Annotated in this window: 18 protein-coding genes; 5 read left to right on the top strand and 13 right to left on the bottom strand. The window is 57.3% G+C overall.

Features of this window, described 5'->3' with window-relative positions; translation table 11 throughout:
- A partial coding sequence (locus KGZ66_08270; protein MBS3985588.1) for a hypothetical protein occupies window positions 1-180 on the bottom strand: 180 nt, incomplete at its 3' end.
- Window positions 181-230: 50 nt separating this feature from the next.
- Between KGZ66_08270 and KGZ66_08265 the strand changes: the two genes are divergently transcribed.
- Complete coding sequence (locus KGZ66_08265) at window positions 231-1,871, top strand: amidohydrolase (GenBank protein ID MBS3985587.1); 1,641 nt, start codon at window positions 231-233, stop codon at window positions 1,869-1,871.
- Here KGZ66_08265 and KGZ66_08260 read toward each other — a convergent pair.
- Window positions 1,860-2,828, bottom strand: a complete 969-nt coding sequence (locus KGZ66_08260; protein MBS3985586.1) for a deoxyhypusine synthase family protein — start codon at window positions 2,826-2,828, stop codon at window positions 1,860-1,862. The genes KGZ66_08265 and KGZ66_08260 overlap by 12 nt on opposite strands.
- A 382-nt stretch (window positions 2,829-3,210) precedes the next feature.
- On the opposite strand from KGZ66_08260, the gene dut reads away from it, so the two are divergent.
- Window positions 3,211-3,657 carry a dUTP diphosphatase gene (gene dut / locus KGZ66_08255; GenBank protein ID MBS3985585.1) on the top strand — a complete coding sequence of 149 codons (447 nt, stop codon included), beginning with the start codon at window positions 3,211-3,213 and terminating at the stop codon, window positions 3,655-3,657.
- Here the strand turns inward: dut and KGZ66_08250 are convergent.
- Both KGZ66_08250 and KGZ66_08245 read right to left on the bottom strand, forming a co-directional pair.
- Window positions 3,651-6,200, bottom strand: coding sequence for a PAS domain S-box protein (locus KGZ66_08250; protein ID MBS3985584.1), 2,550 nt, complete (start codon window positions 6,198-6,200; stop codon window positions 3,651-3,653). The two genes, dut and KGZ66_08250, sit on opposite strands and share 7 nt — an antisense overlap.
- Window positions 6,194-8,743: a PAS domain S-box protein gene (locus KGZ66_08245; protein ID MBS3985583.1), complete on the bottom strand. Its 2,550-nt coding sequence runs from the start codon at window positions 8,741-8,743 to the stop codon at window positions 6,194-6,196. The genes KGZ66_08250 and KGZ66_08245 overlap by 7 nt, the downstream gene beginning before the upstream one ends.
- Before the next feature lie 96 nt (window positions 8,744-8,839).
- Here KGZ66_08245 and KGZ66_08240 point away from each other — a divergent pair, with 96 nt between their 5' ends.
- On the top strand, window positions 8,840-10,618 hold the full coding sequence (locus KGZ66_08240; GenBank protein MBS3985582.1) for a M3 family oligoendopeptidase: 1,779 nt from the start codon (window positions 8,840-8,842) through the stop codon (window positions 10,616-10,618).
- On the opposite strand, the gene KGZ66_08235 is transcribed toward KGZ66_08240, so the two are convergent.
- Window positions 10,615-12,141 carry a hypothetical protein gene (locus KGZ66_08235; protein ID MBS3985581.1) on the bottom strand — a complete coding sequence of 509 codons (1,527 nt, stop codon included), beginning with the start codon at window positions 12,139-12,141 and terminating at the stop codon, window positions 10,615-10,617. The two genes, KGZ66_08240 and KGZ66_08235, sit on opposite strands and share 4 nt — an antisense overlap.
- A 148-nt stretch (window positions 12,142-12,289) precedes the next feature.
- Between KGZ66_08235 and KGZ66_08230 the strand changes: the two genes are divergently transcribed.
- Together KGZ66_08230 and KGZ66_08225 are read left to right on the top strand one after the other, a co-directional pair.
- Window positions 12,290-12,952 (top strand): L,D-transpeptidase family protein, encoded by a 663-nt coding sequence (locus KGZ66_08230; GenBank protein ID MBS3985580.1) that lies wholly within the window; start codon window positions 12,290-12,292, stop codon window positions 12,950-12,952.
- Window positions 12,949-14,238, top strand: a complete 1,290-nt coding sequence (locus KGZ66_08225; protein MBS3985579.1) for an extracellular solute-binding protein — start codon at window positions 12,949-12,951, stop codon at window positions 14,236-14,238. Before KGZ66_08230 ends, KGZ66_08225 begins: the two co-directional genes overlap by 4 nt.
- Here KGZ66_08225 and KGZ66_08220 read toward each other — a convergent pair.
- Genes KGZ66_08220 through KGZ66_08185 form a run of 8 tightly spaced genes read right to left on the bottom strand, consistent with a single transcriptional unit; the run spans window position 14,190 to window position 21,375 of the window.
- On the bottom strand, window positions 14,190-15,026 hold the full coding sequence (locus KGZ66_08220) for an aminotransferase class IV (GenBank protein ID MBS3985578.1): 837 nt from the start codon (window positions 15,024-15,026) through the stop codon (window positions 14,190-14,192). The genes KGZ66_08225 and KGZ66_08220 overlap by 49 nt on opposite strands.
- Entirely contained in the window at window positions 15,019-16,398 is a 1,380-nt protein-coding gene (gene pabB, locus KGZ66_08215) for an aminodeoxychorismate synthase component I (protein MBS3985577.1), read from the bottom strand. Before pabB ends, KGZ66_08220 begins: the two co-directional genes overlap by 8 nt.
- Window positions 16,395-16,988, bottom strand: a complete 594-nt coding sequence (locus KGZ66_08210; GenBank protein ID MBS3985576.1) for an aminodeoxychorismate/anthranilate synthase component II — start codon at window positions 16,986-16,988, stop codon at window positions 16,395-16,397. The genes pabB and KGZ66_08210 overlap by 4 nt, the downstream gene beginning before the upstream one ends.
- A 2-nt stretch (window positions 16,989-16,990) precedes the next feature.
- Window positions 16,991-17,857: a 2-amino-4-hydroxy-6-hydroxymethyldihydropteridine diphosphokinase gene (gene folK / locus KGZ66_08205; protein MBS3985575.1), complete on the bottom strand. Its 867-nt coding sequence runs from the start codon at window positions 17,855-17,857 to the stop codon at window positions 16,991-16,993.
- Complete coding sequence (gene folP / locus KGZ66_08200; protein ID MBS3985574.1) at window positions 17,850-18,674, bottom strand: dihydropteroate synthase; 825 nt, start codon at window positions 18,672-18,674, stop codon at window positions 17,850-17,852. The genes folK and folP overlap by 8 nt, the downstream gene beginning before the upstream one ends.
- Window positions 18,674-19,240, bottom strand: coding sequence for a GTP cyclohydrolase I FolE (folE, locus tag KGZ66_08195; protein MBS3985573.1), 567 nt, complete (start codon window positions 19,238-19,240; stop codon window positions 18,674-18,676). Before folE ends, folP begins: the two co-directional genes overlap by 1 nt.
- A 7-nt stretch (window positions 19,241-19,247) precedes the next feature.
- Entirely contained in the window at window positions 19,248-20,069 is an 822-nt protein-coding gene (locus tag KGZ66_08190; protein MBS3985572.1) for a hypothetical protein, read from the bottom strand.
- A gap of 37 nt (window positions 20,070-20,106) precedes the next feature.
- The gene (locus KGZ66_08185) at window positions 20,107-21,375 is read right to left on the bottom strand and encodes an arsenic efflux protein (protein MBS3985571.1); all 1,269 of its coding nucleotides are present in this window, start codon (window positions 21,373-21,375) and stop codon (window positions 20,107-20,109) included.
- Window positions 21,376-21,486 lie beyond the last annotated feature (111 nt).

Here is a 21,486-nt window from a genome sequence, read left to right as displayed (position 1 = left end):
TTGTACCACAATGGGGGTGGGGCTTGTGGCTTGTCGCTTGTCGCTTGGGGAGTGGCCGCCGGCCGCCAGCTCTGAGCGGTGAGCTGTGAGCAGTGAGCGGTGAGCAGAAAGGGGAACCGATTTCTCCCTGTAAGCTGTAAGCCGTATGCCGTACGCTACGAAGCACGAAGCACGAAGCACGAAGCACGCTCCCCTCTACCAATGATAATCCACAATGGGAGGAATCAAACTTGTCCACTATAGAAAAAATCTTCTACAACGCTAACGTCATCACGGTAGACACGGCACGGCCGCGTGCGGCAGCGTTTGCGGTTACGGCGGGACGGTTCGCCGCAGTTGGCGGTAACCAAGAAGTACTGGCCTTGCGCCAGGCGGGAACCGAGGTATTTGACCTCGGTGGCGCGACAGTGCTGCCCGGATTTAACGACAGCCATATGCACTTAATGAGCATTGGGTCAGGGCAAGAGAAGGCCGATTTGGGTTCCGCCACGTCGCGGCAAGAGCTTATCCGGCTAGGGCGAGACTTTTTGCAGTCGCAGCCTGATCGCACTTGGGTGCTTGGGCGCGGTTGGTCGCAGGAGCGATTCCACGACAAAGCCATGCCCACCCGCCACGACCTAGACGCAATCGCCGCTGACCGCCCGGTGTACTTTGTCCGCGTGTGCGGGCATGTGGCCGTGGCCAATAGCATTGCGTTGAAACTGGCGGGAATCGCAGGTGAGGCCGATGCACCTGCCGGCGGCCAAATCGACGTCGATGCGAGCGGCGCACCCACAGGTATCCTGCGGGAAAACGCGCTTGGCCTCGTCGGGAACTTGTTGCCCGCCGCGGATATAGCTGACTACAAGCGCATGTTTCTTGCCGGCGCGCAGGCTGCGCTGCGCTATGGCATCACAAGTGTTACCAGTGACGATATCGGGGAACTCGCGGATGCGGAGCTAAAGCTTGAAGCGTTGCAGGAGCTCCTGTGCGAAAACCGATTTCCGCTCCGCTACAATATCCAGGCGCGCGTATCCACGCCGGCACAAGTGGAGAAGTTGCGCGAGCTGCGGGAGCGGTACGTTTTCCCGGCTCACACGGTTGAGTTTGGGCCGCTAAAACTCATGTGCGACGGCTCGCTCGGGGGACGCACGGCCGCCTTGAACGAGCCTTACAGCGACGACCCAGAGAACCGCGGCGTGGCCATCCTTACGCAGGAGCGCATTAATGAGATGTTTGCCTTAGCGCACGCTCTCGGCTGGCAGGTTTCGGCACACGCCATTGGCGACCGCACGATGGAGATGCTTATAGATGGGTTTAGGTTTATGCTGCGGCAGAAGCCCGCAAGTGACGCGCGCCCGCGGATTATCCATGCCCAAATTACTAGCCGGTACATACTTGACGCTTGTCGCGAGTTAGGTGTGGTCTGCGACATTCAGCCTATTTTCGTGGCTAACGACCACTCCTTCGTTGAGCGGCGCGTCGGAACCGAGCGCGCTAAGCTCAGCTACGCGTGGAAAACCATGCTGCAACTTGGGATTTCGGCCGCCGGCGGCTCTGACGCACCGGTAGCCGACTGCAACCCTTTGCTTGGCCTCCACGCCGCAGTGACGCGCCAAGACAGCTCAGGCAACCCACCTGACGGTTGGCTGCCTGAACAAAAGCTTACGCTTGACGAAGCTATTCATCTGTTTACGTTAGGTTCGGCCTTTGCCTCGTTTCATGAACACAACCGCGGCTCCATTACCGAGCACAAGCTAGCAGACTTTGTCGTGCTCAGCGAAGACCTGACGCAAGTCGCTCCCAGTGCGCTTAAGGATGTCACTGTCGCCGCGACCTATATCGGCGGGGAGTGTGTTTGCGGCAGTTCGTGCCAAGGGTTACCAGCCTAGCACGTAAGCGAAAATAAGTGGCGCGACTATAGAGGCATCAGATTCAATCATGTACTTCGGCGTGTCTACCCCGAGCTTGCCCCACGTAATTTTTTCGTTGGGAACTGCTCCGGAATAGGAACCGAAAGAAGTGGTTGAATCGCTAATCTGACAGAAGTAGCCCCACAGGCGTACGTCTTCTAGTTCGAGGTCTTGCTCTAGCATGGGTACGACACAAATCGGGAAGTCGCCGGCGATGCCGCCACCAATCTGGAAAAAGCCAATCGGTGCGGTTGCCGTGGTCTTACGATACCAATCCGCAAAGGTGACCATGTACTCGATGCCAGTCCGCACCGTGTGAACGTTCTTTACGTCGCCCTTAATGACGTGTCCGGCATAGATGTTGCCTAAGGTAGAGTCTTCCCACCCGGGGACAATCATGGGCAGTCCCCGTTCGGCTGCGGCGTAGACCCACGAGTCGCGCGGGTCAATCTGATAGTACTCCTTAAGGGCGCCCGACAGCAGAATCTTATACATAAACTCATGCGGGAAGTACGACTCGCCCGCTTGGTCTGCCTTCTGCCATTCCCCAAGCACCGCGCGCTCTAAACGCCGAATAGCTTCTTCTTCTGGGATACAGGTATCGGTGACGCGGTTGAGGTGGCGGTTAAGCAGCCCTTCTTCGTCAGATGGCGTTAGGTCGCGGTAGTTAGGGATACGGACGTAGTGGTCGTGCGCCACAAGGTTAAAGATGTCTTCTTCCAGATTGGCGCCCGTGCAGCTGATGGCGTGCACCTTGCCCTGCCTAATCATTTCAGCCAAAGAAAGTCCTAGTTCGGCCGTGCTCATAGCCCCGGCTAGGGTCACGAGCATTTTGCCGCCTGACGCTAAAAACGCGCTGTAACCGACCGCCGCATCTTTGAGCGCGGCAGCGTTGAAGTGGCGGTAGTGGTGGTTGATAAAATCGGTGACTCGCATCGGGATTCCCCTTCCAGTTACTTTGCACCATGGTACCAAAAAAAGAGGGGGATGTCACGGTGAAGGATTGTCGCTTGGGGAGTGCCGCCGGGCGCCAGCCGCCAGGCGCCAGCTGTGGGCTTTGAGCGGTGAGCGGTGGGCGGTGAGCAGTGAGCGGTGAGCGGTGAGCGGTGAGCGGTGAGCGGTGAGCGGTGAGCAATCGTGAATCGTGAATCGTGAATCATGAACTGCAACGGCGGAGCGGCTTGCCGCTTTCCGCTTTCCGCTGTAAGCCGTAAGCCGTAAGCCGTAAGCGGTGATCGTCTTCTCCACTAAGTGCCAAGTGCGAAGTGCGAAGTGCCAAACTCAATGCGCCTCACCACGAGCCAAAAGGAGGCAAATCATGCGAGAAACTATCACCGTACCGGTAGAACGGCTGCATCCGGCAGCGAAACTCCCTACCTATGCTCATGTGGACGACGCAGGAGCGGATGTCTATGCGCTAGAAGAGACTGTTATTCCGCCGCAGGCGACGGTAGCCGTGCGGACCGGGCTTAAGTTCGCTGTGCCGCGAGGGTACGAGCTACAGGTGCGGCCGCGCTCAGGCTTGTCGCTTAACACTAAGCTCCGCATCGCCAATAGCCCCGGTACCATCGACTGCGGCTTCGCGGAAGAAGTCCTTGTCCTGGTAGACAACACAGGCGCGACTCCGTTTGTCGTTTCGCCGGGGTTGCGGCTATGCCAACTGGTCTTGCAGCGGGTGCCGCAAGCTCTTTTCGCGGAAGTGGAGAGCATTGCCCCGTACCTGCCGGCCGACAGAAAGGGCGGCTTCGGCTCAACAGGTCAGTGAGCGGGCGGGAAAGACATGTAGAATGTCGTCACGCCTTCCTCGCTGTCAAAGGTAAGCGTGGCTCCATGCTGGCGGGCAATGGCTTGACATACGGTAAGCCCAAGCCCCGTGCCCTCAGGCTTAGTAGTGAAAAACGGCGTGCCAATCTGCGCCCGCACGTCAGCAGGGATACCGACCCCTGTATCGCGCACGGATAGCACTACCCGCCCGTCTACAGATGCCGTGCGTACCGTGACATCTCCGCCTGGGGACGAAGCCTCCAGCGCATTGCGCACGAGGTTAACTAACACCTGTCGTATCGCCCGCTCGCTGGCAGAGATATGCGGCACAGGCTCTAGCTCGCACTCTAATACGCACGCGGCCTGTCGGGCATCGGCTTCAAGTAACCCCAGCAGAGCTCTGATGACAGCATTGATGTCGACAGGCAGAAGCTCTACGGGGTGATTGCGGGCCAGTGCGAGAAACTCTGAAAGAGTCTCATTCATGCGGTCTATAGCGCCAATTAGCAGCTTAAACTGGGCGGTGTAACCGACTAGGTCTTCACGCATACAGAACAGCTGCAGGAACCCCCGAATAGTGGTAAGGGGATTACGCACTTCATGGCCGATGCCGGCAGCGAGTTGGCTGGCCAAACTCAGCCTGTCGAGGCGCGCAATCTCTTTGTCGCGGATGTGTTTGGCGGTAAGGTCGCGAAGAATCAGCGATATGCCGTCCGCATTGCCGCGCTGACTCGGCATCAGGGACAGAGTGATAGCCACCGGCACCAAACCCCCGTCTGTCGTATAGAAATTCAAGTTTGCTCGCCGCGCAGCGCGCTCCAAACGGACGCGGTCTAACTCCCGCTGAAAAATACTGCGCTGCTCCGGCTCTACCAGCCCCAGCACAGATTGCCCCACAACCTTCGCGGCGTTACAGCTAAGCAAGGTTCCCGCGGCACTGTTCGCCGTAAGGATGCGACCGGAGAGATCGGTGCTCATAATCGCGTCTTGCGACTGCTCCACCAGTGCCGCCAAATGCGCTGTTGCTTGGCGTGCATTTGCCTGTTCGGTAACATCGCGGCTAACCTCTAGTATGGCAACGGGAAGATGTCGCTCATCGCGCTTCAGTGCCCAGTGACATGACACCAACATCTTTGTGCCATCTCTGTGAAACCTAACTACCTCACCATGCCACTCTTCGTTTCTCTCTAGCTCCGCTTCGATTTGCTCTAGAGGTATTGGGTAGCTAACCCCAAAGAGCGCATGATACTGCTTCCCTAAAGCCTGCTTGCGAGAATATCCGTAGGTGCGCACGGCTCCGCTGTTCCAGAAAGTGATATTCCCGCTCAGGTCCCGTACGATAACGGCGTCGAAGGCTAATTCCAAGAAGAGGCTCTGTTCTTTCAGTAGGGCCGTCGTAGTGCGCAGGGCATCAAGATACTTCCTGTCTTCGGTTATGTCACGCCCTACGGCGTAGACCCTCCCACCCGGCGCGTCGGTCACAAAAGACCAGGCCAGCCACCGCAGTGCACCGTCTGTGCGAGTAAAGCGGCCTTCAAAGAAGCTGTCGCGAGCTTTGGCACCGACGCGATCTTCGGGGTGCGCGAAGTCTAAAAAGTTCGCCACTGGCTGCAGGCCAAACAGAATAGCGGCCTGGTTGGCATGCAAGACCTCGTCCTGCGGACCAAGCACAACCATAAGGTCTTCTGCTAGCTCAAAGAAGTTGCGCAGCTGCTCGATGGCGTCATGCCAAGCTGTAACATCGTCTTCGGTGACGAGTTCCCCACACTCCACCAGAGGCATACTTAATGGTTGCCGCCCGACTAGATACTTGCGCCCGTCAATTAGCAGCGGGTCTTCTCCCGTCACACGGGGAAGCTGCGACGGCTCGACTAATCTCGCTGTTCGATTTGTGGCCAAGACGCGTCCCTTAGCATCCAAGACGGTCAGTCCGGTAGGGAGTGAGGTAACCAGAGCTTCAAGCGTCGCTTGCTCGACGAGCCGCTTGTGTACCTGTGCAAAAGCCACAAAGGCCATGGCCGTACCCAGAGGCGTCAGGCTAAGCAGCAGCAGGGCCAATGGCCAAGTCATTACTATTCCCTGTCGCGACACCAGGGATCCTATCAAGGTGAACGAAATCGTTATTATGGCCAATAGCGTCCCCAAACCTAGGAGGCTGGTCACCGATGGGCCCTTTCTCGCAGGGGTCCTTCGTCCAAAATACACACCGACTAAGCCTGCGGCACATATCGCTGCCACTCCGGGGAAAGCACCGGCGCCCCCCAAGTAGAGCCGATAGAGAGAGCCTATAGAGGCAGCGGTGAGATAAGTAGGCAAGCCGCCTGCAAAGCCGCTAAGAGCGATGACGACAGCGCGAAAGTCAAACAGCCACCCAGGCTGAATCATCACGGGCTTGATCATGGTGAAACAGATTGCTAGGCCAAACACCGCGCCCCACAGCCAGGCGTTTGGCCTTCGGCGAGACGACAAGACAATAGCTGACCCAAATAAGGATACCAGTAGCGCCAAGAGCAGGTTGAGCACCAAGCGCAAAGCCATTAGCATGCCTTATCCTCCCTGCCGAACTCGACCGTAAATGTAGTGCCCTGCGCACCGGTCGCAAACGTAATTCGTGCACCTTGCCGTGTCGCTATACACTCGCAAACTGCTAAGCCTAAACCTACTGCCCCGTCACGCGTAGTAAAGAAAGGTATCCACATTTTCTCCGCAACTTCCCGAGCAATGCCGTGACCGGTATCGGCTACTTCAAGTAGAATAGCGCCGTCGCGCTCCCGCGTGCTAATAGTCAGGACACCGCCTTCGTTCATAGCTTGCAGGCCGTTTCGCGCTAAGTTCAAGATGAGTTGTGAGACATCCCCTTCTACTAGGCGTAGGCTGGGCAAAGGATGGCAGCAGAAAAATACGCGGCAGCCGCGCATATGCGCATCCGCGCGCAACATGGGCAGAACCCCACGCACTACTTGGTTGAGGTCAAGGCATTTTGCCACACCGCCAGAATCGCGCGCCAGTGATAAGAACTGAGAAATTATCTCATGTGCAGCGTCTAGATCTGTCAGCATAATGTCCAACTGCGGGTGAACCGCAGCTAAGTCACTGTTTCTGGCAAAGAATTGCAGAAACCCACGTACCGTGGTTAAGGGGTTGCGCAACTCGTGCCCGATGCCTGCGGCTAACTGCCCCATTACCGAGAGCAGCTCTAACCTGGCAGACTCCCGTTCCATAACACGCTCGGCGGTTACGTCTCGTGCGAGAAGCGATATACCATTAATCTTGCCCCGCTCATCCGTAATGGGAAACACGGAGGACGAAGTGCACAGCGTAGTCCCCAACTTGTGTCTAAAGAGGTCACGGCAGTCGCTGACACTTCTCCCCGCCGCCGCCTCGCGCAGGGCTTCATCTGCCTCGTGGTACTTCTCCTCTGCTACTAGCTCTAGGAAAGGCCTGCCGCACACTTCCTCCTTGGTGAACCCACACATCTGCTCCGCGCCGCGGTTGTAGGTTAGCGTCTCGCCTTTAAGGGAAAGGCTAATCACGGCGTCATCGGTGCTCTCGACGATAGTCGCTAATTGCTGAAGACGGCGGTTGTCGCGCAGGGCAGCCGTAACGTCGCTAGATATTTCTACTATGTCTCGCGGGCTGCCCCCCTCCTCGCTAAGAATAGTCCACCTTACTTCGACGAGCCTGCCTTCGCCTCGCGCTGTGGTGCGTGCCACGGTGCCATGCCAACTTCCATCCCGACATGTGAGCTCTATAATTTCCTCCCGAGGTGAGGGACAGCGCGTAGCCAACAGCAGTGGTTCCTCATGCGCAGTCGCGTTGCGAGCGGTGTAACCATACAGCTCCACAGCTCCGCGATTCCAGTAGCGCACCACGCCCGCAAGCGAAAACACTACTATGGCTTCCTTGACCATGGCGAGCATCTTCGTCTGTTCTACTGCCTGCCGATAGCTCTCCGTCAGTTCGCGCTCGCGCAGGAAACGTGCATGTGTGTCGTGCACGACAAAATAAATGACGTCCTTTTCTTCGCTTAACACACCCGCCACATTTGCCCACCTGTACTCGCCCCCGCGATGGCGGAGGCGCACCTCTACTCGCACGTGTTCGCGGCGCCTAGAGCGCAAGGTATCGGCAAGCATGCGGACTTGATCGCGTTCGTCTGGGTGTACAAAATCCATGACGCAGGGGTTATTAGCACTAGGCGTGTACCCCAACATATCCTCGAGTGCCTGGTTAGCTAAGATGAGCTCTCCGTCTGTCGTGCAAACCCCAAAGCCCTCTGTGGCTAGGGCAAAAAACTCGGCTTTCTCACGCAGAGCCCGGGTCGTGCGCGTAACGTCCTGAAAAGAGGCGAGGCGTCCTACTTCACCGGTAGGCAACGCGACGGGCGACAGGGTCATAAGAAACTGCCGTCCCGCATGTTCTATTGGAACGACGCTGCCGAGCTGATGAAAGAAAACGTTGGAGTGTCGCCTGAGAGCCTCCGCCGCCGGTCCATCCCGCCCGAGAGCAGCGCTTTCCATCATCACTTCGCCGCCCCCGCTGTAGAGGATGACGAGTCCCCCATCGTGTAGGTACCGCTGCCAAACGGCTCGCCACATATTGCGCTGCAGCAGTTCCCGCGCAAAGAGCAGCAGAAAGAGCACACCCAGCAGTAAAAGCAGGCGTGCAGTGAATCCCAACGGCCACAGGAGAAAAATCCCTGTCGCGCTTACCGCAAGTGCAAGTCGTCTTCTATCTCCCCGCCGCAGCGGTATACGGGACCAAACACAGCCTAGCAGCCCGACGAGCAATGATGACCACCAACATACCGGGGCAACGCCTAGCACATAAGCGACGGCCTGTGCCGCGACCCACGACACGAAAACCGTAGTGATGCCCCCGAGATACCCCGCTGCCCAGAGAGGGAGGTAAAGCACACACCCTACCGCCCCGTAGAAGGGCACAACCGCAGCCGCCGTCGCTGTACTCAACGCAAAGGCTAACGCGGTGTGCAAGGCAGAGGGTTTGTCACGCATGAAAGCCACATAGAAGGTAGCTCCGGAGGCTAACAGCAGAGAGAAAACGAAGCTGACAAGTGCATCCGGCAAGCTACCCGCCTCCACATCGCATTATGCGTTTACATTTGCGCTAACAACCAGTTACAATTGGGGTGACGCGAATTCGTAGGAAAGGGTGTTATGAAAATGGCTCTTAACCAAAACTGGGACCTCGAGTCGATTTTCCCGGGGGGCAGTAGTTCGCAAGCGTACATAGCTTACCTAGACTCGCTTGATGCGGCGCTAAAGTCCTTGCTCGCCGAAACGTCCGGTGCCGCTCCGGCAGACGCAGAGCAGTGGGTAGTGCTGCTCGACCGCGTACAGGACTTGGCAAAAAAAGTGCGACACGCCGGCGCCTTTGTGGGTTGCTTGACGGCACAGAATGTCAAAGACGAACAGGCGAAGCTCCTAGCCGGCAGAATGCGGGTTATCGGCGCGGCATTTGCCTCGTCCTTAACCTACCTCGACAAGCACGTCACCGATATGAGTGAGGAAGAGTGGGTCTCGCTCGCTTCTCATCCTTCACTTGCTCCTATCAAGTTTAACCTCGACGAGCGGCGCCGCCGCGCTAAAGAAAAGATGCCCACCGCACAGGAGACTCTCGTCAACGACCTGTCGATTGACGGCTACCACGGCTGGTCTACCCTCTACGACACAGTCGTCGGCCGCATGTCTATTGCCATAGAGGAGAACGGCAAGACAGTGCGCTTGTCGCCGGGTCAAGCCGAAAACAAAATGAAGAGCCCGGACCGCGAGTTTCGCGAACACGTCTTCGCGCGTTGGGAAGAGGCTTGGACCAATGAGGCCGACTTCTGTGCGCTAGCCCTAAACAACTTGGCTGGGTTTAGACTAAACCTTTATAAGCACCGCGGTTGGACGGACGTCACCTCCGAGCCGCTCGACTACAACCGCATGCAGCCTGCCACGCTCGCGGCGATGTGGTCGGCCATCAAAGCCAACGAGGGGCGACTGGTTAAGTTTCTCAAGCGCAAGCAAGAGCTGCTCGGCACAGACAAGTTAGACTGGCACGATGTAACGGCACCGATTGGCTCCGCAGGCAGCCACATGAGTTTTGATGAAGCCGCAGAGTTTATTGTTGAACAGTTCCGCCGCTTTAACCCGGCCATGGCCGACTTCACCGCCAAGTGCTTCCACGAGCGCTGGATTGAAGCGGAAGACCGGCCCGGCAAGCGCCCGGGGGCGTTTTGCACCACCTTCCCGGAAAAACAGGAGAGCCGCGTGTTTATGACCTTCTCGGGCACGATGGGCAATGTAACTACGTTAGCACATGAACTCGGGCACGCCTATCACCAGTCGGTGATGAACGAACTGCCGCCTTTCGCGCAGCAATACGCGATGAACGTCGCGGAAACGGCCTCGACCTTTGCGGAGGTAGCGGTAGGCGACGCAGCCTTAGCTCTGGCCAAATCAAAGGACGAGAAGATTACGCTGATCGAGGATAAGCTGCAACGCGCGGCAACACTACTCATGAACATCCAAGCGCGCTACCTTTTTGAAACGCGTTTCTATGAGGAGCGCAAGCTAGGTGTAGTCAGCAAACAGCGCCTAAACGAACTGATGGTGGCGGCGCAAAGAGAGGCTTTTGCCGATACTCTGGAGAAGTATCACCCGCATTTTTGGGCAGCGAAGCTGCACTTCTACATGACGACCGTGCCGTTCTACAACTTCCCTTACACCTTCGGCTACCTCTTTGCCACCGGCGTATACGCGCAGGCCATGAAAGAAGGCCCCACGTTTGCCAAGAAATACGACGACCTGCTGCGCGATACCGGCCGCATGCGTACGGAGGACTTAGCCTTGCGTCACCTCGGTGTAGACATCACGCGGCAAGACTTCTGGCAGTCGGCCATCGACTCGGCCTTAGCAGAACTAGACGAGTTCTTAGCGTTAACCGCCAAAGCCTAGGGTCGGAACCTCACGCGACTTAAGCGCAGCGCGCCGTTTGGCCCGACGTCTATGCCCTCTACAGATTGCGTGTAAGCAGCATAACGCACGGGGGTAGACAAAAACAGCCAAGGTGCGTCCGCGAGGACAAGCGCCTGCAGCCGCGCAAGCTCCGCGAGCGCGGCGGCCATAGGCTGAGCTCGCGCCTCGGCGAGCCGCTTCTCTAGCTCCGCATTAAAGTAGCCGCCGGCGTTGTTGTTCTTATGTGAAGCATCAGGCCGTGTAAAATTCCCGCTAAGCACCTCGTAAACTTCCCCCGCATAGGGCCGCCAGTGCATGAGCCACATGTCTGGCGGTTTTCCTGTGTCAAGGCGCGTGAAAAGTTCGCCTTGCGGTAAGGCGACCACCTCCACACTTATGCCCACCGCCGCGAGATCCGCCTGAACAGCTAGGGCCAGCGCCTTGGTCTCGCGTCGGTCAGCGACCAAAAGTTCCAGCGGAGCGGCCTGCGTAAAGTCTGCTTCTGCCAGCAGACTACGCGCTCGCGCCGGGTCGTGCGCCAAGGGCTGAATAGGCGCGTGCCCAAATATCGCGGGTGAAATGGGAGTAGCCAGAGCGAGCCCTTGTATACCAGATGCTGTCATAAGGCGCTCTCTATCTACCGCATAGTTCATGGCCCGCCTTACTCTGACATCGCTAAGCTCGCGGCGCGTGAAGTTAAACCCCACAAAGTACACTTCCTGGCGCGGCAGCCTAAGTGTGGTCAGTCCCACGGCAGAAGCTGGTTCTGTAGACGCCGCGGGGAAGGCGGCGTGCGCTTTGCCCTGCTTAAGCATAGCGAGGCGCTCTTTGGGGTCGGGGACGAAGAGGAACCTGAGATGCGTCTTAGGTTTCAAGTCGGCGTTCCAGTAGTAGGGGTTAGGCTCAAGCTCTACATAGCGCCGGCCGTGCCACAGAATAAGGCGAAAGGGGCCGGTGCCCACGGCCGTGTGGGTGAGATTATGTAGCGGGTCGCGGGCTCGCTTGTCTAGTTCCTGCGCCGACTTAATGCCCGCTGCGGGATGCGCGAAGTAATAAGGCAGTGCGTAATCCGCCCGCTTGCTAGTAAAGGTAATGGAGTAAGGGTTGTTGACGGTAATGGTGTCAATAAAGTCAAACAGGTAACGACGCGCCATTTCGTTACTGGCATCTAGCAAAAAGGCAAAGTTCTGTTTAACTGCCGCGGCGTTAAAGGGCGTGCCATCGTGAAACCTGACGTCTCTGCGCAGGGTAAAGGTAATGGCACGTCCGTCCTCACTGACCGCAAAGCCTGTGGCAAGCTGTGGCAAAACAGAATTGTTCTCGCCTAACGCAAGTAACCCTTCGAAAATAACTTGTTGTATGACCGGCGATATATGGTCGACAGCATTAAAGGGGTCGAGCGTAATCGGCTCGGCCTCTATGGCTACAACTATCTCTTGCGGCGCAGGCTGCCGCGCAACTAGCCAAATAAAGGGGGCAACGAGTAATACGACCCCCACCGTCACCAGAATGATTCGCTTCATGTGCACCTGCCCTTTCCACCCAAAAGCACGCCGCTCGCGCAGGCGTGCATTATACCTATTCGCTGTGCTAGAGCCTAGCTCCTGCCCACTCATATCACTTTTGGGCCGCACATATACTTAGGCGATAATGCACGGGAGGTTCGCGTCTATGGCGAAGCGGCTGATGGTAAGTTTACTGGCCATCCTGGTATCCTTAGCTTGGTATGCGACGGCTGCGCCGGCACCGGAGGGCATGCGTCTGGTCATTGACACGGATAAGCGCACGCTTACAGTGTTGGTTGACGGTCGGCCGACGCGGACGCTCCCCTGCGCAGTCGGCAAGTCACTTACGCGGACACCGGTAGGTGAGTGGACCGTAGTGGACAAGAGCACCAACTGGGGGGGCGGCTTTGGTACGCGTTGGCTCGGGTTAAATGTCCCGTGGGGCATTTACGGCATTCACGGCACCAACAAACCCTCCTCTATCGGCACGGCGGCGAGTGCCGGGTGCATCCGCCTACAAAACCGCGACGTGGAATGGCTGTATTCGGTGGTGAAAATCGGCACGCGGGTAACGATAGTCGGCGCTCGCCAGAGGGTAACGGTGGAGCGCCCGTTGCGCCGCGGGCAGACAGGCAAGGAAGTGCTGGAGCTGCAGTTCGCCCTGCGTCAGGCGGGATTTCACATTGACCCGGTAGACGGGCGCTTTGGCAGTCAGACAGAGCAGGTGGTCAAAGCAGTGCAAGCCCGTTACGACTTGCCCCAAACCGGCAGGGCCGACAGGAACGTGCTAGCCCTGCTGGGTCTACTGCCTGCGACGACAGGCAGATGACGATGTTACGGCGAGTCGTCGCTCTTATCGCCCTCGCGGTGAGTTTAGCTCTGGCGCTAAGTGCAGTGAGAGACCTTGCCGACGCGCCGGTCAAGGTCAACCCGAGCGTGCAGCTGTCGGCACACGAAACGTACTCCGTCAGCATGTGGGTCTCGGTTCCCGCCATGCCGCGCAGCGAGTTGTTTGTACAGGCTATAGAGGAACTCGTGGCTACCTTCACCGCTACTTGGAGCAACGTGGCCGTGACAACGTCGTTTGTTCCCGCACAAGAATTGCAGGATGCCTTGCGCGCAGCGCTGACGCGGGGCGAACCGCCGGACGTACTCGTCAACTCTGCTCCTTCGCCCGCTGATTACGGCGCGCTGCAAGTGCCGCTTGGCATGTACTTAAGCGCCGCCGAGAAGGGGCGCTTGTCGCCAGCGATTATCGCGCAGCTTTCCGCACGAGGGGAGCTCGCTACTTTGCCGCTTGCCTACACCTTTCGCGTGTTTGCCGCCAACCCGGCCGTGTTGCGAGCAGCGGGAGTAGACATAGCTCTGTACGCACAGCGGGCTTGGTCATGGGACGAGTTCTTTGCGGCAACCGCGGCACTTAACCGGCAGGGCAAGCGCGGGCTGGTTCTGACGAACGCTCACTTTCCTCTGCTGCGTAGCCTGGCAGCCTCACTTGGCAAGCCATCTCCGTTTGGCGCGGGAGGCGGCTTGGAGTGGGGCCTTAGTGAACTACAGGCCCTAGGGGAGACGGCGAGGCGATTGGCGCCTGCGGAAGCCGATGAAGATGCGCTGGCGCGCTTTCTCGGCGGGCAGGCAGGGCTAATCGGCCCGCTTAACCCTGAGCTTACCCGCTGGCTGTTGTCAACCGCACAAAAAAGGGGGCTAACGCCCCTGCTCTTGCCTGTGCCATTTCTAGGGCCAACCCCGGTTGTTGACATAGCCGCTGTCAGTGTGGTGCTCATTCGGCAGGCAGCCTTCCGCGGTCACCGCCACACCCGCGCGGCGGCAGAGCTAGCCAAGCACCTCTCTGCTAATGCAGCGCCGGTTTTTAGCACGCATCTCGCCTTATTGGCTCAGCACACGGAGGGGGCAGCCTACGCCAATCTGTCCTTGGCGCCTGCTACCCCCTATTACCCTGCTTGGGGTATGGCGCAACACGCGCACGGCTGGGAACAGGCCCTGCTGCCACTGTGGCTTCGTCTGTTGGCCGGAGAGCTCTCGCCGAGTGAGTTCGCCACAGAAGCCTACTCTGTCCTCAGCGCATCCGTCAACCGCGCGGTGACTGGTCGATAGCTCCCAAAATGGTGGTCCTCTACACGGCAAAGCGGCATAATCTGCATCAAGGCATTAGTTACAAAGGCCTCGTCGGCAGAAAAAAGGTGGTTCGGCTGCAGCGTAGTTTCGCTTACGGCTAAGCCAAGGCTGTCACAGACTCGCATCACCTGCGAGCGCATAATGCCGGGCAAGGCTCCGTCCGTCAGCCGCGGCGTCAGGACAACGCCGCCACTAACCAGAAACAAATTCGTAATCGCGCCTTCGGCTAGATTCCCGGCCGTGTTCTGCAATATGGCTTCGTCGGCGCCGCGGGAGCGGGCTTCTTGCTTGGCCAGTAAGTTGTCGCCGAAGCCGGTGGTCTTGTGGCTACACAGCGGCGAATGCTCGTTTCTGCGGGTAGAGCGCGCAATTACGGCGACGAGTCCCTGTTCGTATTGCATGGCGGTGTAAGACGAACCTCGCCGCGCCGTGACAGTGACGTTGATGAGGCTGTCTTTGGCGGCAAATACGCCTAGGCCGGCACGCGGGGAAAGTGTGAGGCGAAGCGCCCCGCTGTCGAGGGCATTTTTGGCCACGACCGCGCTTACCGCCTCCCTGAGTAAGCTAGAGCCGGGCACTGTAAAGCCAAAAGCTGCGGCCGACTTTGTGATGCGCGCGAGATGTGCCGATAGTAGTCGCACTTGTCCCGCGCGCACTGACATCGTCTCAAACAGCCCTTCCCCATAAAGGTATGCTCGGTCGGTAACGGGGACAGACCCCTCCGTTAGCGGCAACAGCTCGCCGTTGACATAGCAGTAGTCAGTCATACCGCTCTACTCCGAGGCTCAGTAGCATGGCCCTAGCTTTGTGCAGTGTCTCCTCGTATTCGAGTTTGGGTACGGAATCATACACCACGGCACCACCTACCTGTAGATACAGCCGGTCCGCTTGATTAACAATTGTACGTATCGCGATATTTAGGTCGGCACTGCCGTCAAACCCAATGTAGCCGATAGCCCCGGTATACACGCCGCGGCGCACCGGCTCTAATTCTTCTATGATTTCCATGGCGCGGATTTTTGGCGCGCCGGTAATCGAACCGCCGGGGAAAGTAGCTTTCAGCAAATCCACAAAGTCCTTGGTCGGGGCAAGCTCGCCGCGCACCGTCGAGACGAGGTGAAATACCTTCGCGTATTTTTCAAGTACCATCAGTTCAGGCACGTGCACTGAGCCATAAGCGCAAACGCGCCCTAAGTCGTTACGCATAAGGTCGATGATCATGACGAGTTCGGCGCGGTCTTTAACACTTGCCAGGAGTTCCTTGGCATTAGCTTCATCTTCGGCAGCTGTGCGGCCACGCGGACGCGTCCCTTTGATGGGGCGCGTTTCTACTTGGCGATTCCTAAGCGTCAGGAAGCGCTCCGGCGAGGAACTTAGCACCCGCAGTTCGCTGCCGCAGTCTAAGTACGCGGCAAAAGGCGCGGGGTTAGCCCGCCGCAGCCTGCGGTACAACTGAAAGGGAGGTAACCGCAGAGGGGCACTAAGGCGCTGGGTCATATTGACTTGGTAGACGTCGCCCTGCACTATGTATTCCTTGATGGCCTCTACGGCCCGCGCATACGTGTCGCAATCAAAGTGAGCCTCTATTTCCGGCGGGGAAAGCTTTGGGCCTGCCCACGGGTCGGATATCAGCGGTTCTGCCGCCAGCACCTGCTGCCGGAAGCTCCCGAGCTCGCTTTCTGACTGTGAGACAATGTAGGCCTTATTCTCGCTGTGGTCAAACGCCAAGACCGTTCTGTAAAACGACAAATAGATGTCCGGAGTTGCAAGGTCGTCTTGCGCTAATCGCGGCAAAGATTCAATCATGCGCCCAAAGTCATAGGAAAAAAAGCCCACAGCTCCGCCGGTAAAGGGAATGGATACCTCTGTAGGTGGCAGGGCATAACGCTTAAGTAGCGCCCTAAGTTCGGTCAGCGGATTGGCATCCTTGACCATGGGCTTACCCTGCTCCTCGTACCACACTTTTCTCCCCCACGACTTAAATGTCAGGAAAGGGCGGCTACCCATAAACGACCAGCGGCCGAAACGTGCGCTTGCAAGGCTGCTGTCGAGCCAAAACGGGTAGGGGTCGTGCCGCAGCACGTCAAAGATGTCTTCGAGTGTGCACAGAAGCTCAACTTGCTCTACGAGGACCTTCATTGCGCCACCCTCTCGACCCTAATGTCGTAGCGGAGAAAGTTGGCGAGGAGTGTCTTACCGTGCTCGGTCAAGATGGCCTCGGGATGAAACTGCACGCCTTCAACGTAGGCAACCGTGCGGTGGCGTAGTCCCATGATTTCGCCGCTCGCAGTCTCCGCCGTCACCTCGAGGCAACCCGGCAAACTCGCACGCTCGACAAGCAGCGAGTGATAGCGCGTCGCCGAGAAAGGCGAGGGCAGGCCCAAAAAAACGCCTTGCTGCGCGTGGACAATATCTGAGTTCTTGCCATGGACCGGCACGCCGGCTTTGACCACGCGCCCCCCAAAAACTTGGCCCAAACACTGGTGTCCAAGGCAAATGCCAAGTATTGGGATATGGCCGGCAAAGCGACTAATGGCGGCAAGCGATACTCCGGCCTCATGCGGTGTACATGGGCCGGGGGAGATTACGAGGTGGCTAGGATTCAGGGCGGCTATCTCGTCACAGGTGATGCTCCGGTTCCGGAACACGCGGATATCCGCGCCTAACTCACCGAAGTACTGCACGAGGTTGTACGTGAAGGAGTCGTAGTTGTCGATCATCAGGAGCACAGCTACACCTCTTTACCTAGCACGCGCGCGCAAAGCTCTTCTATTGTTATGTTGTCGGGAGGTACGATTGCGTGTGGTGCAATCTCGATAAACGGCACCAACACAAACTCGCGCTCGCGCATACGAGGGTGCGGGATGACAAGCCCTTCTTCACTAATGACTTTGTTGCCATATAGGAGAATATCTATGTCGAGTGTGCGGGGGCCGAAGCGAATGTCCCGCACTCTACCCGCCGCCTCCTCAATGCGCTGCACCGCCAGCAATAGTTCGCGCGGACTCAGGGTAGTGTCTATCTCTACCACTGTGTTAAGAAACTTTCCCTGCTCTAAGTACCCCACCGGGTCGGTCTCGCGCACTGCGGCTACTTGCCGCACCATGATACCGGGCGTAGCCGCTAGAGCCTCTACGGCGAACGACAGCATTCTTGCTCTGTCGCCTAGATTGCTTCCCAGACTCAAATACGCCCGCTCAAAACCAAAACAAGGGGGACCAAAACAAGGGGGACGGTTCTTTTTGTTTTTTCGCTTTATTTGTACCGCGGCGTAGTCCATTTGGATGGCCACAGGGGGGTGTAGTTTTTTAACCGTTACTAGTACCGAGACTGCCCCCATAGCCAACACAGCGGACGCGATTTTTTCGGCGACAGTTTCTAGGAGCTTGCAGGGTGGGCCCTCCACGATGTTTTTAACTACTTCGCAAACAGCGGCGTAGTTAAGCGCGCGGGACAAGTCGTCGCACTCTGCGGCAGGGCGCGTATCGACCTCTAGTTCCAGCGAAACCGAAAAACGCTGCCCAAGCACGGCCTCCTCAGGCAGAGCGCCGTGATAGCCATAGAACAACATATTGGAAAGAATTAGCCTGTCAGTCAACTGACGCGCCTCCTCGCATTAGGGCATCCGTCATTTGCGCTACCCGTTTCATAGCTTTAACATCGTGCACGCGCACGATTTTTGCCCCCATCGCAATGCTGTAGGCGACGGTTGCGGCAGTCCCTTCCAAGCGCTCGTCTACCGGGAGCCCTAAAACGTGGCCGATCATGGATTTGCGGGAAGTGCCGATTAACAGCGGAAAGCCTAAGTCCACAATCTCGCGCAAGCGCTGCATCACCACGAGGTTCTGTTGCCATGTCTTACCGAAACCAATCCCGGGGTCAAGGATGATATCGCCCCTTGGTACGCCGGCCAGAAGCGCCTGCTCTGCCATGCTGGCGAGGTCGCACTTTATCTCCCCGATGAGGTCGCGATAGCGCGGCTCTGCTCGATTGTGCATAAGGCAAATGGGGACCTTTGCTGCGGCGGCAAGTGCCAGCATGGCCGGTTCTCTCTGTCCTCCCCACACATCATTGAGCATGGCGGCTCCTTCCGCAAGTGCTAGGCGCGCAACCGCGACCTTATATGTATCGACGGACACCGGCGTAGAAGTAGCGCGGCACACGGCCCGCACCACCGGGATGACGCGCTCTGTTTCCGCTTGTGCGTCTATAGGTGTGGCCCCGGGTCGCGTAGACTCTCCTCCGATATCGATTATGTCGGCGCCTTCGTCTACCATTTGTAGCGCGCGCTCGACGGCCATAGCGGGGTCTAGGTATGTTCCGCCGTCGGAGAAAGAGTCAGGCGTAACGTTCAATATGCCCATAACGAGCGTGCGCGGCACATGAAAGTCGATAGTTCTCTGCTGTTTGCCCATTACAGCCTACCCTTAATCAAGGTCAATGCTTCGGTGCGTGTAATATGGTTAGTGCGAAAGATACCCCGCACGGCAGAAGTAACGGTTGTAGAACCGGGCTTCTTTACGCCGCGGATAGTCATACACAAGTGTTCTGCCTCAATCACGACTAATGTGCCTTTGGCCTCTAGCTTATGCATGATCGTGTCGGCAATCTGTGTGGTCAAACGCTCTTGGAGTTGCGGCCGACGCGACAGCGTCTCTACGACGCGTGCTAACTTGCTTAATCCGGAGATTTTTTTGGGATGAGGAATATAGGCGACATGCGCCTTGCCGAAGAACGGGAGCAAGTGATGTTCGCACATGGAATAGAGGGCGATGTCGCGCACAAGCACCATTTCGTCATGCCGCTCGGTATAAAAGCACTTATCTAGGTGTTTGCCGGGGTCAGCGTGCAGTCCCGAGAACACCTCTTCGTACATTTTGGCCACCCTGAGCGGCGTCTCGCGCAGCCCTTCGCGGTCTGGATCCTCCCCTACCGCCTCTAGAATCATGCGCACAGCTGTCTCAATCTTAGCGTGATCAATCATGTCGTTATTGAATCGTCAACTTGGCGGCTAGGTTCTTTAGTTCTTCAATTGATGCGGCAATCTCCTGTACCGCAGCCACTACCTCGTCTAAGGACTGCGACTGCTGCTTGGTGACGCTGTCAATGAGTTTTGCGTCGCGCATAATCTCGTCGCTTGAGCTGCGAATACCTTTGACGATGTCTTCTATCTTCGTGACAGACTGAGAGCTGCTCTTAGCTAACTTACGTATCTCGGCCGCGACGACGCCGAAGCCACGCCCTTGCTCGCCTGCACGCGCTGCTTCAATAGCGGCGTTAAGGCCGAGCAAGTTCGACTGGTCAGCTACAGACTTAATAAACTGCAGAATAGTATCTGTCTCCGCGATGTTTGTCGCAGACTCCTCCGTCAGCCCGTGCAAGCGTTGCCCGATGCCGTTAAGTTCGGCCGCTACACCGGCGATCTTCTCGGTGGTAGAGGTGATATGCTGCATGCCATTCCACAGCTCGCTCGTTAAGCGTGTTAGGCCTTCGTGTCGCTCAACATTCTCCATGAATGAGACCGCACCAACAATCTCATCTCCCTCGAAGAGGGGAACAGCAATCCCAACATAAGGGAAGCCAAAAAGCTCTGGGCCTACGCGAGCCGCTTTGCGCCCGCCTTCGCGCATGGCCAAATCCACTAGCGTTCCCTTCTTAAACTCCTGTCCAGTGACTACTTTGTGGTCAAGGGTCTTGCCCTTCTCGTAGTGCACATAGCGCTCCCTGTCAACTACGGCGATGGCGATGTCTGATGCGATCAGATTCTTAATGTGCGGGGCAACGGCGACAAATGCATCTAATATGTTCATATTTGCTCAGTTCCTCACTTCTTGTTTGTATGCGAGACTATACTAGCGCTATAAGCCAGTTCCACGCTACGGTCAGAGCCGCGAAGATATCGGTGTTTAGTTCCAACCAGTACGCGGCAAGCCCAATCAAAGCAGCGGGGACAGTGGTAATCACTACGGCAGACCACGCCGAACGCCGGTCGAGGGCAATCAGTGGAAGTATGGCATCGCCGTCCTGAGAAATGGCGTTTGCTATGAGGGCCGCAAAAGGCACGTGTCCCTGCATAAACAAGGTGACAAAGATAATCTGTGGTCCACACCCGGGAATCATGCCCACGAGGGCACCTATCAATACTGCCGCAATGCCGGCTGTCCTTAGCATTGATTCGATTAGCAGCTCACCTTGCGCGTAGTCGCCGCGACCGATACCAAGCACGGCCAACTCGTAAACAAGCAATCCCACAAACACCCACGTAATTACGAACGCCGTCTCTTGCGCGTTGTGGATAAGCGTCTCGCGTAAGGAAGTAACCTTCTGTTCCGTCTCCTCGTGCGTGTCACTGGTCAGGAGCTTCTTGCCCAGCAACATCCATACGATCGATAACACGGTACCCAACACGCCGACAATCAACCCGAGGTTAGGTATCGCTAGGGCGTTAATATCTACTTGTGCCAGACCCAGTATGCCCAGCACCAAACCAAATCCTAGCAGCAGCCAATACCAAGCGTACCCATAGTGCGTGATGCGATACGCCAATGTATTGGTCGCCTGATGGCCGCGCGCATGGTGGTGCAAGGTGAGATCGATATCGTCACCGTCGGCGTGCCCAATATGAGGCACACGCACGGTGTGCTGAGCTCTGCTATGCTGCTTCTTGAGTTCACTTTTGCTGCGCCTGTTTTTCTCGTAAGCAGCGCGGAGCTTGCTGCCAATCTGAGTGCCGTCAATGACGTACCCGGTAATCATGCCCACTAATACGGCAATGGTACTTACCACTATGTACTGCCGCGGAATGCCGGCGATCATCACGAATGACGAGTCACCGGTGGTAGCGATTAGTGCCGCCACTACTGCACCAAACGTTACCGAGCCCTTAATGAAGAGCGGCATCAGGAAAATAGCGCCACCACACCCGGGCGTGACTCCAAGCAGTGCCCCAAACACTGGCTGCCAGCGCTTTGACTGCGTGATGGCGGACACAAATCGACCCGACATCTTATAGTTGAGATACCCAAACAAGAGAAGCACTGCCCCTACAAACACACCGATGTCTACAAACGCGCCGGCGGCACTCGCGAGAACTAACTCCAGAACTTTTTCCAGCACCAATGAGCCTCCTTCTTTAGTAGTCGCGCAACTCGCGACTCACTTCATTTACACTTGGCTAAATTCGCTACAATCGGCCCGTCTCCTGCCAGCTACGCCTAAGCTTAAGCG

The sequence above is a fragment of the Selenomonadales bacterium genome, assembly GCA_018335585.1.
Taxonomy (GTDB): domain Bacteria; phylum Bacillota; class UBA994; order UBA994; family UBA994; genus UBA994.
Note: the sequence above shows the minus strand (reverse complement) of the source record. Positions and strands in the feature narration are given on the sequence as shown.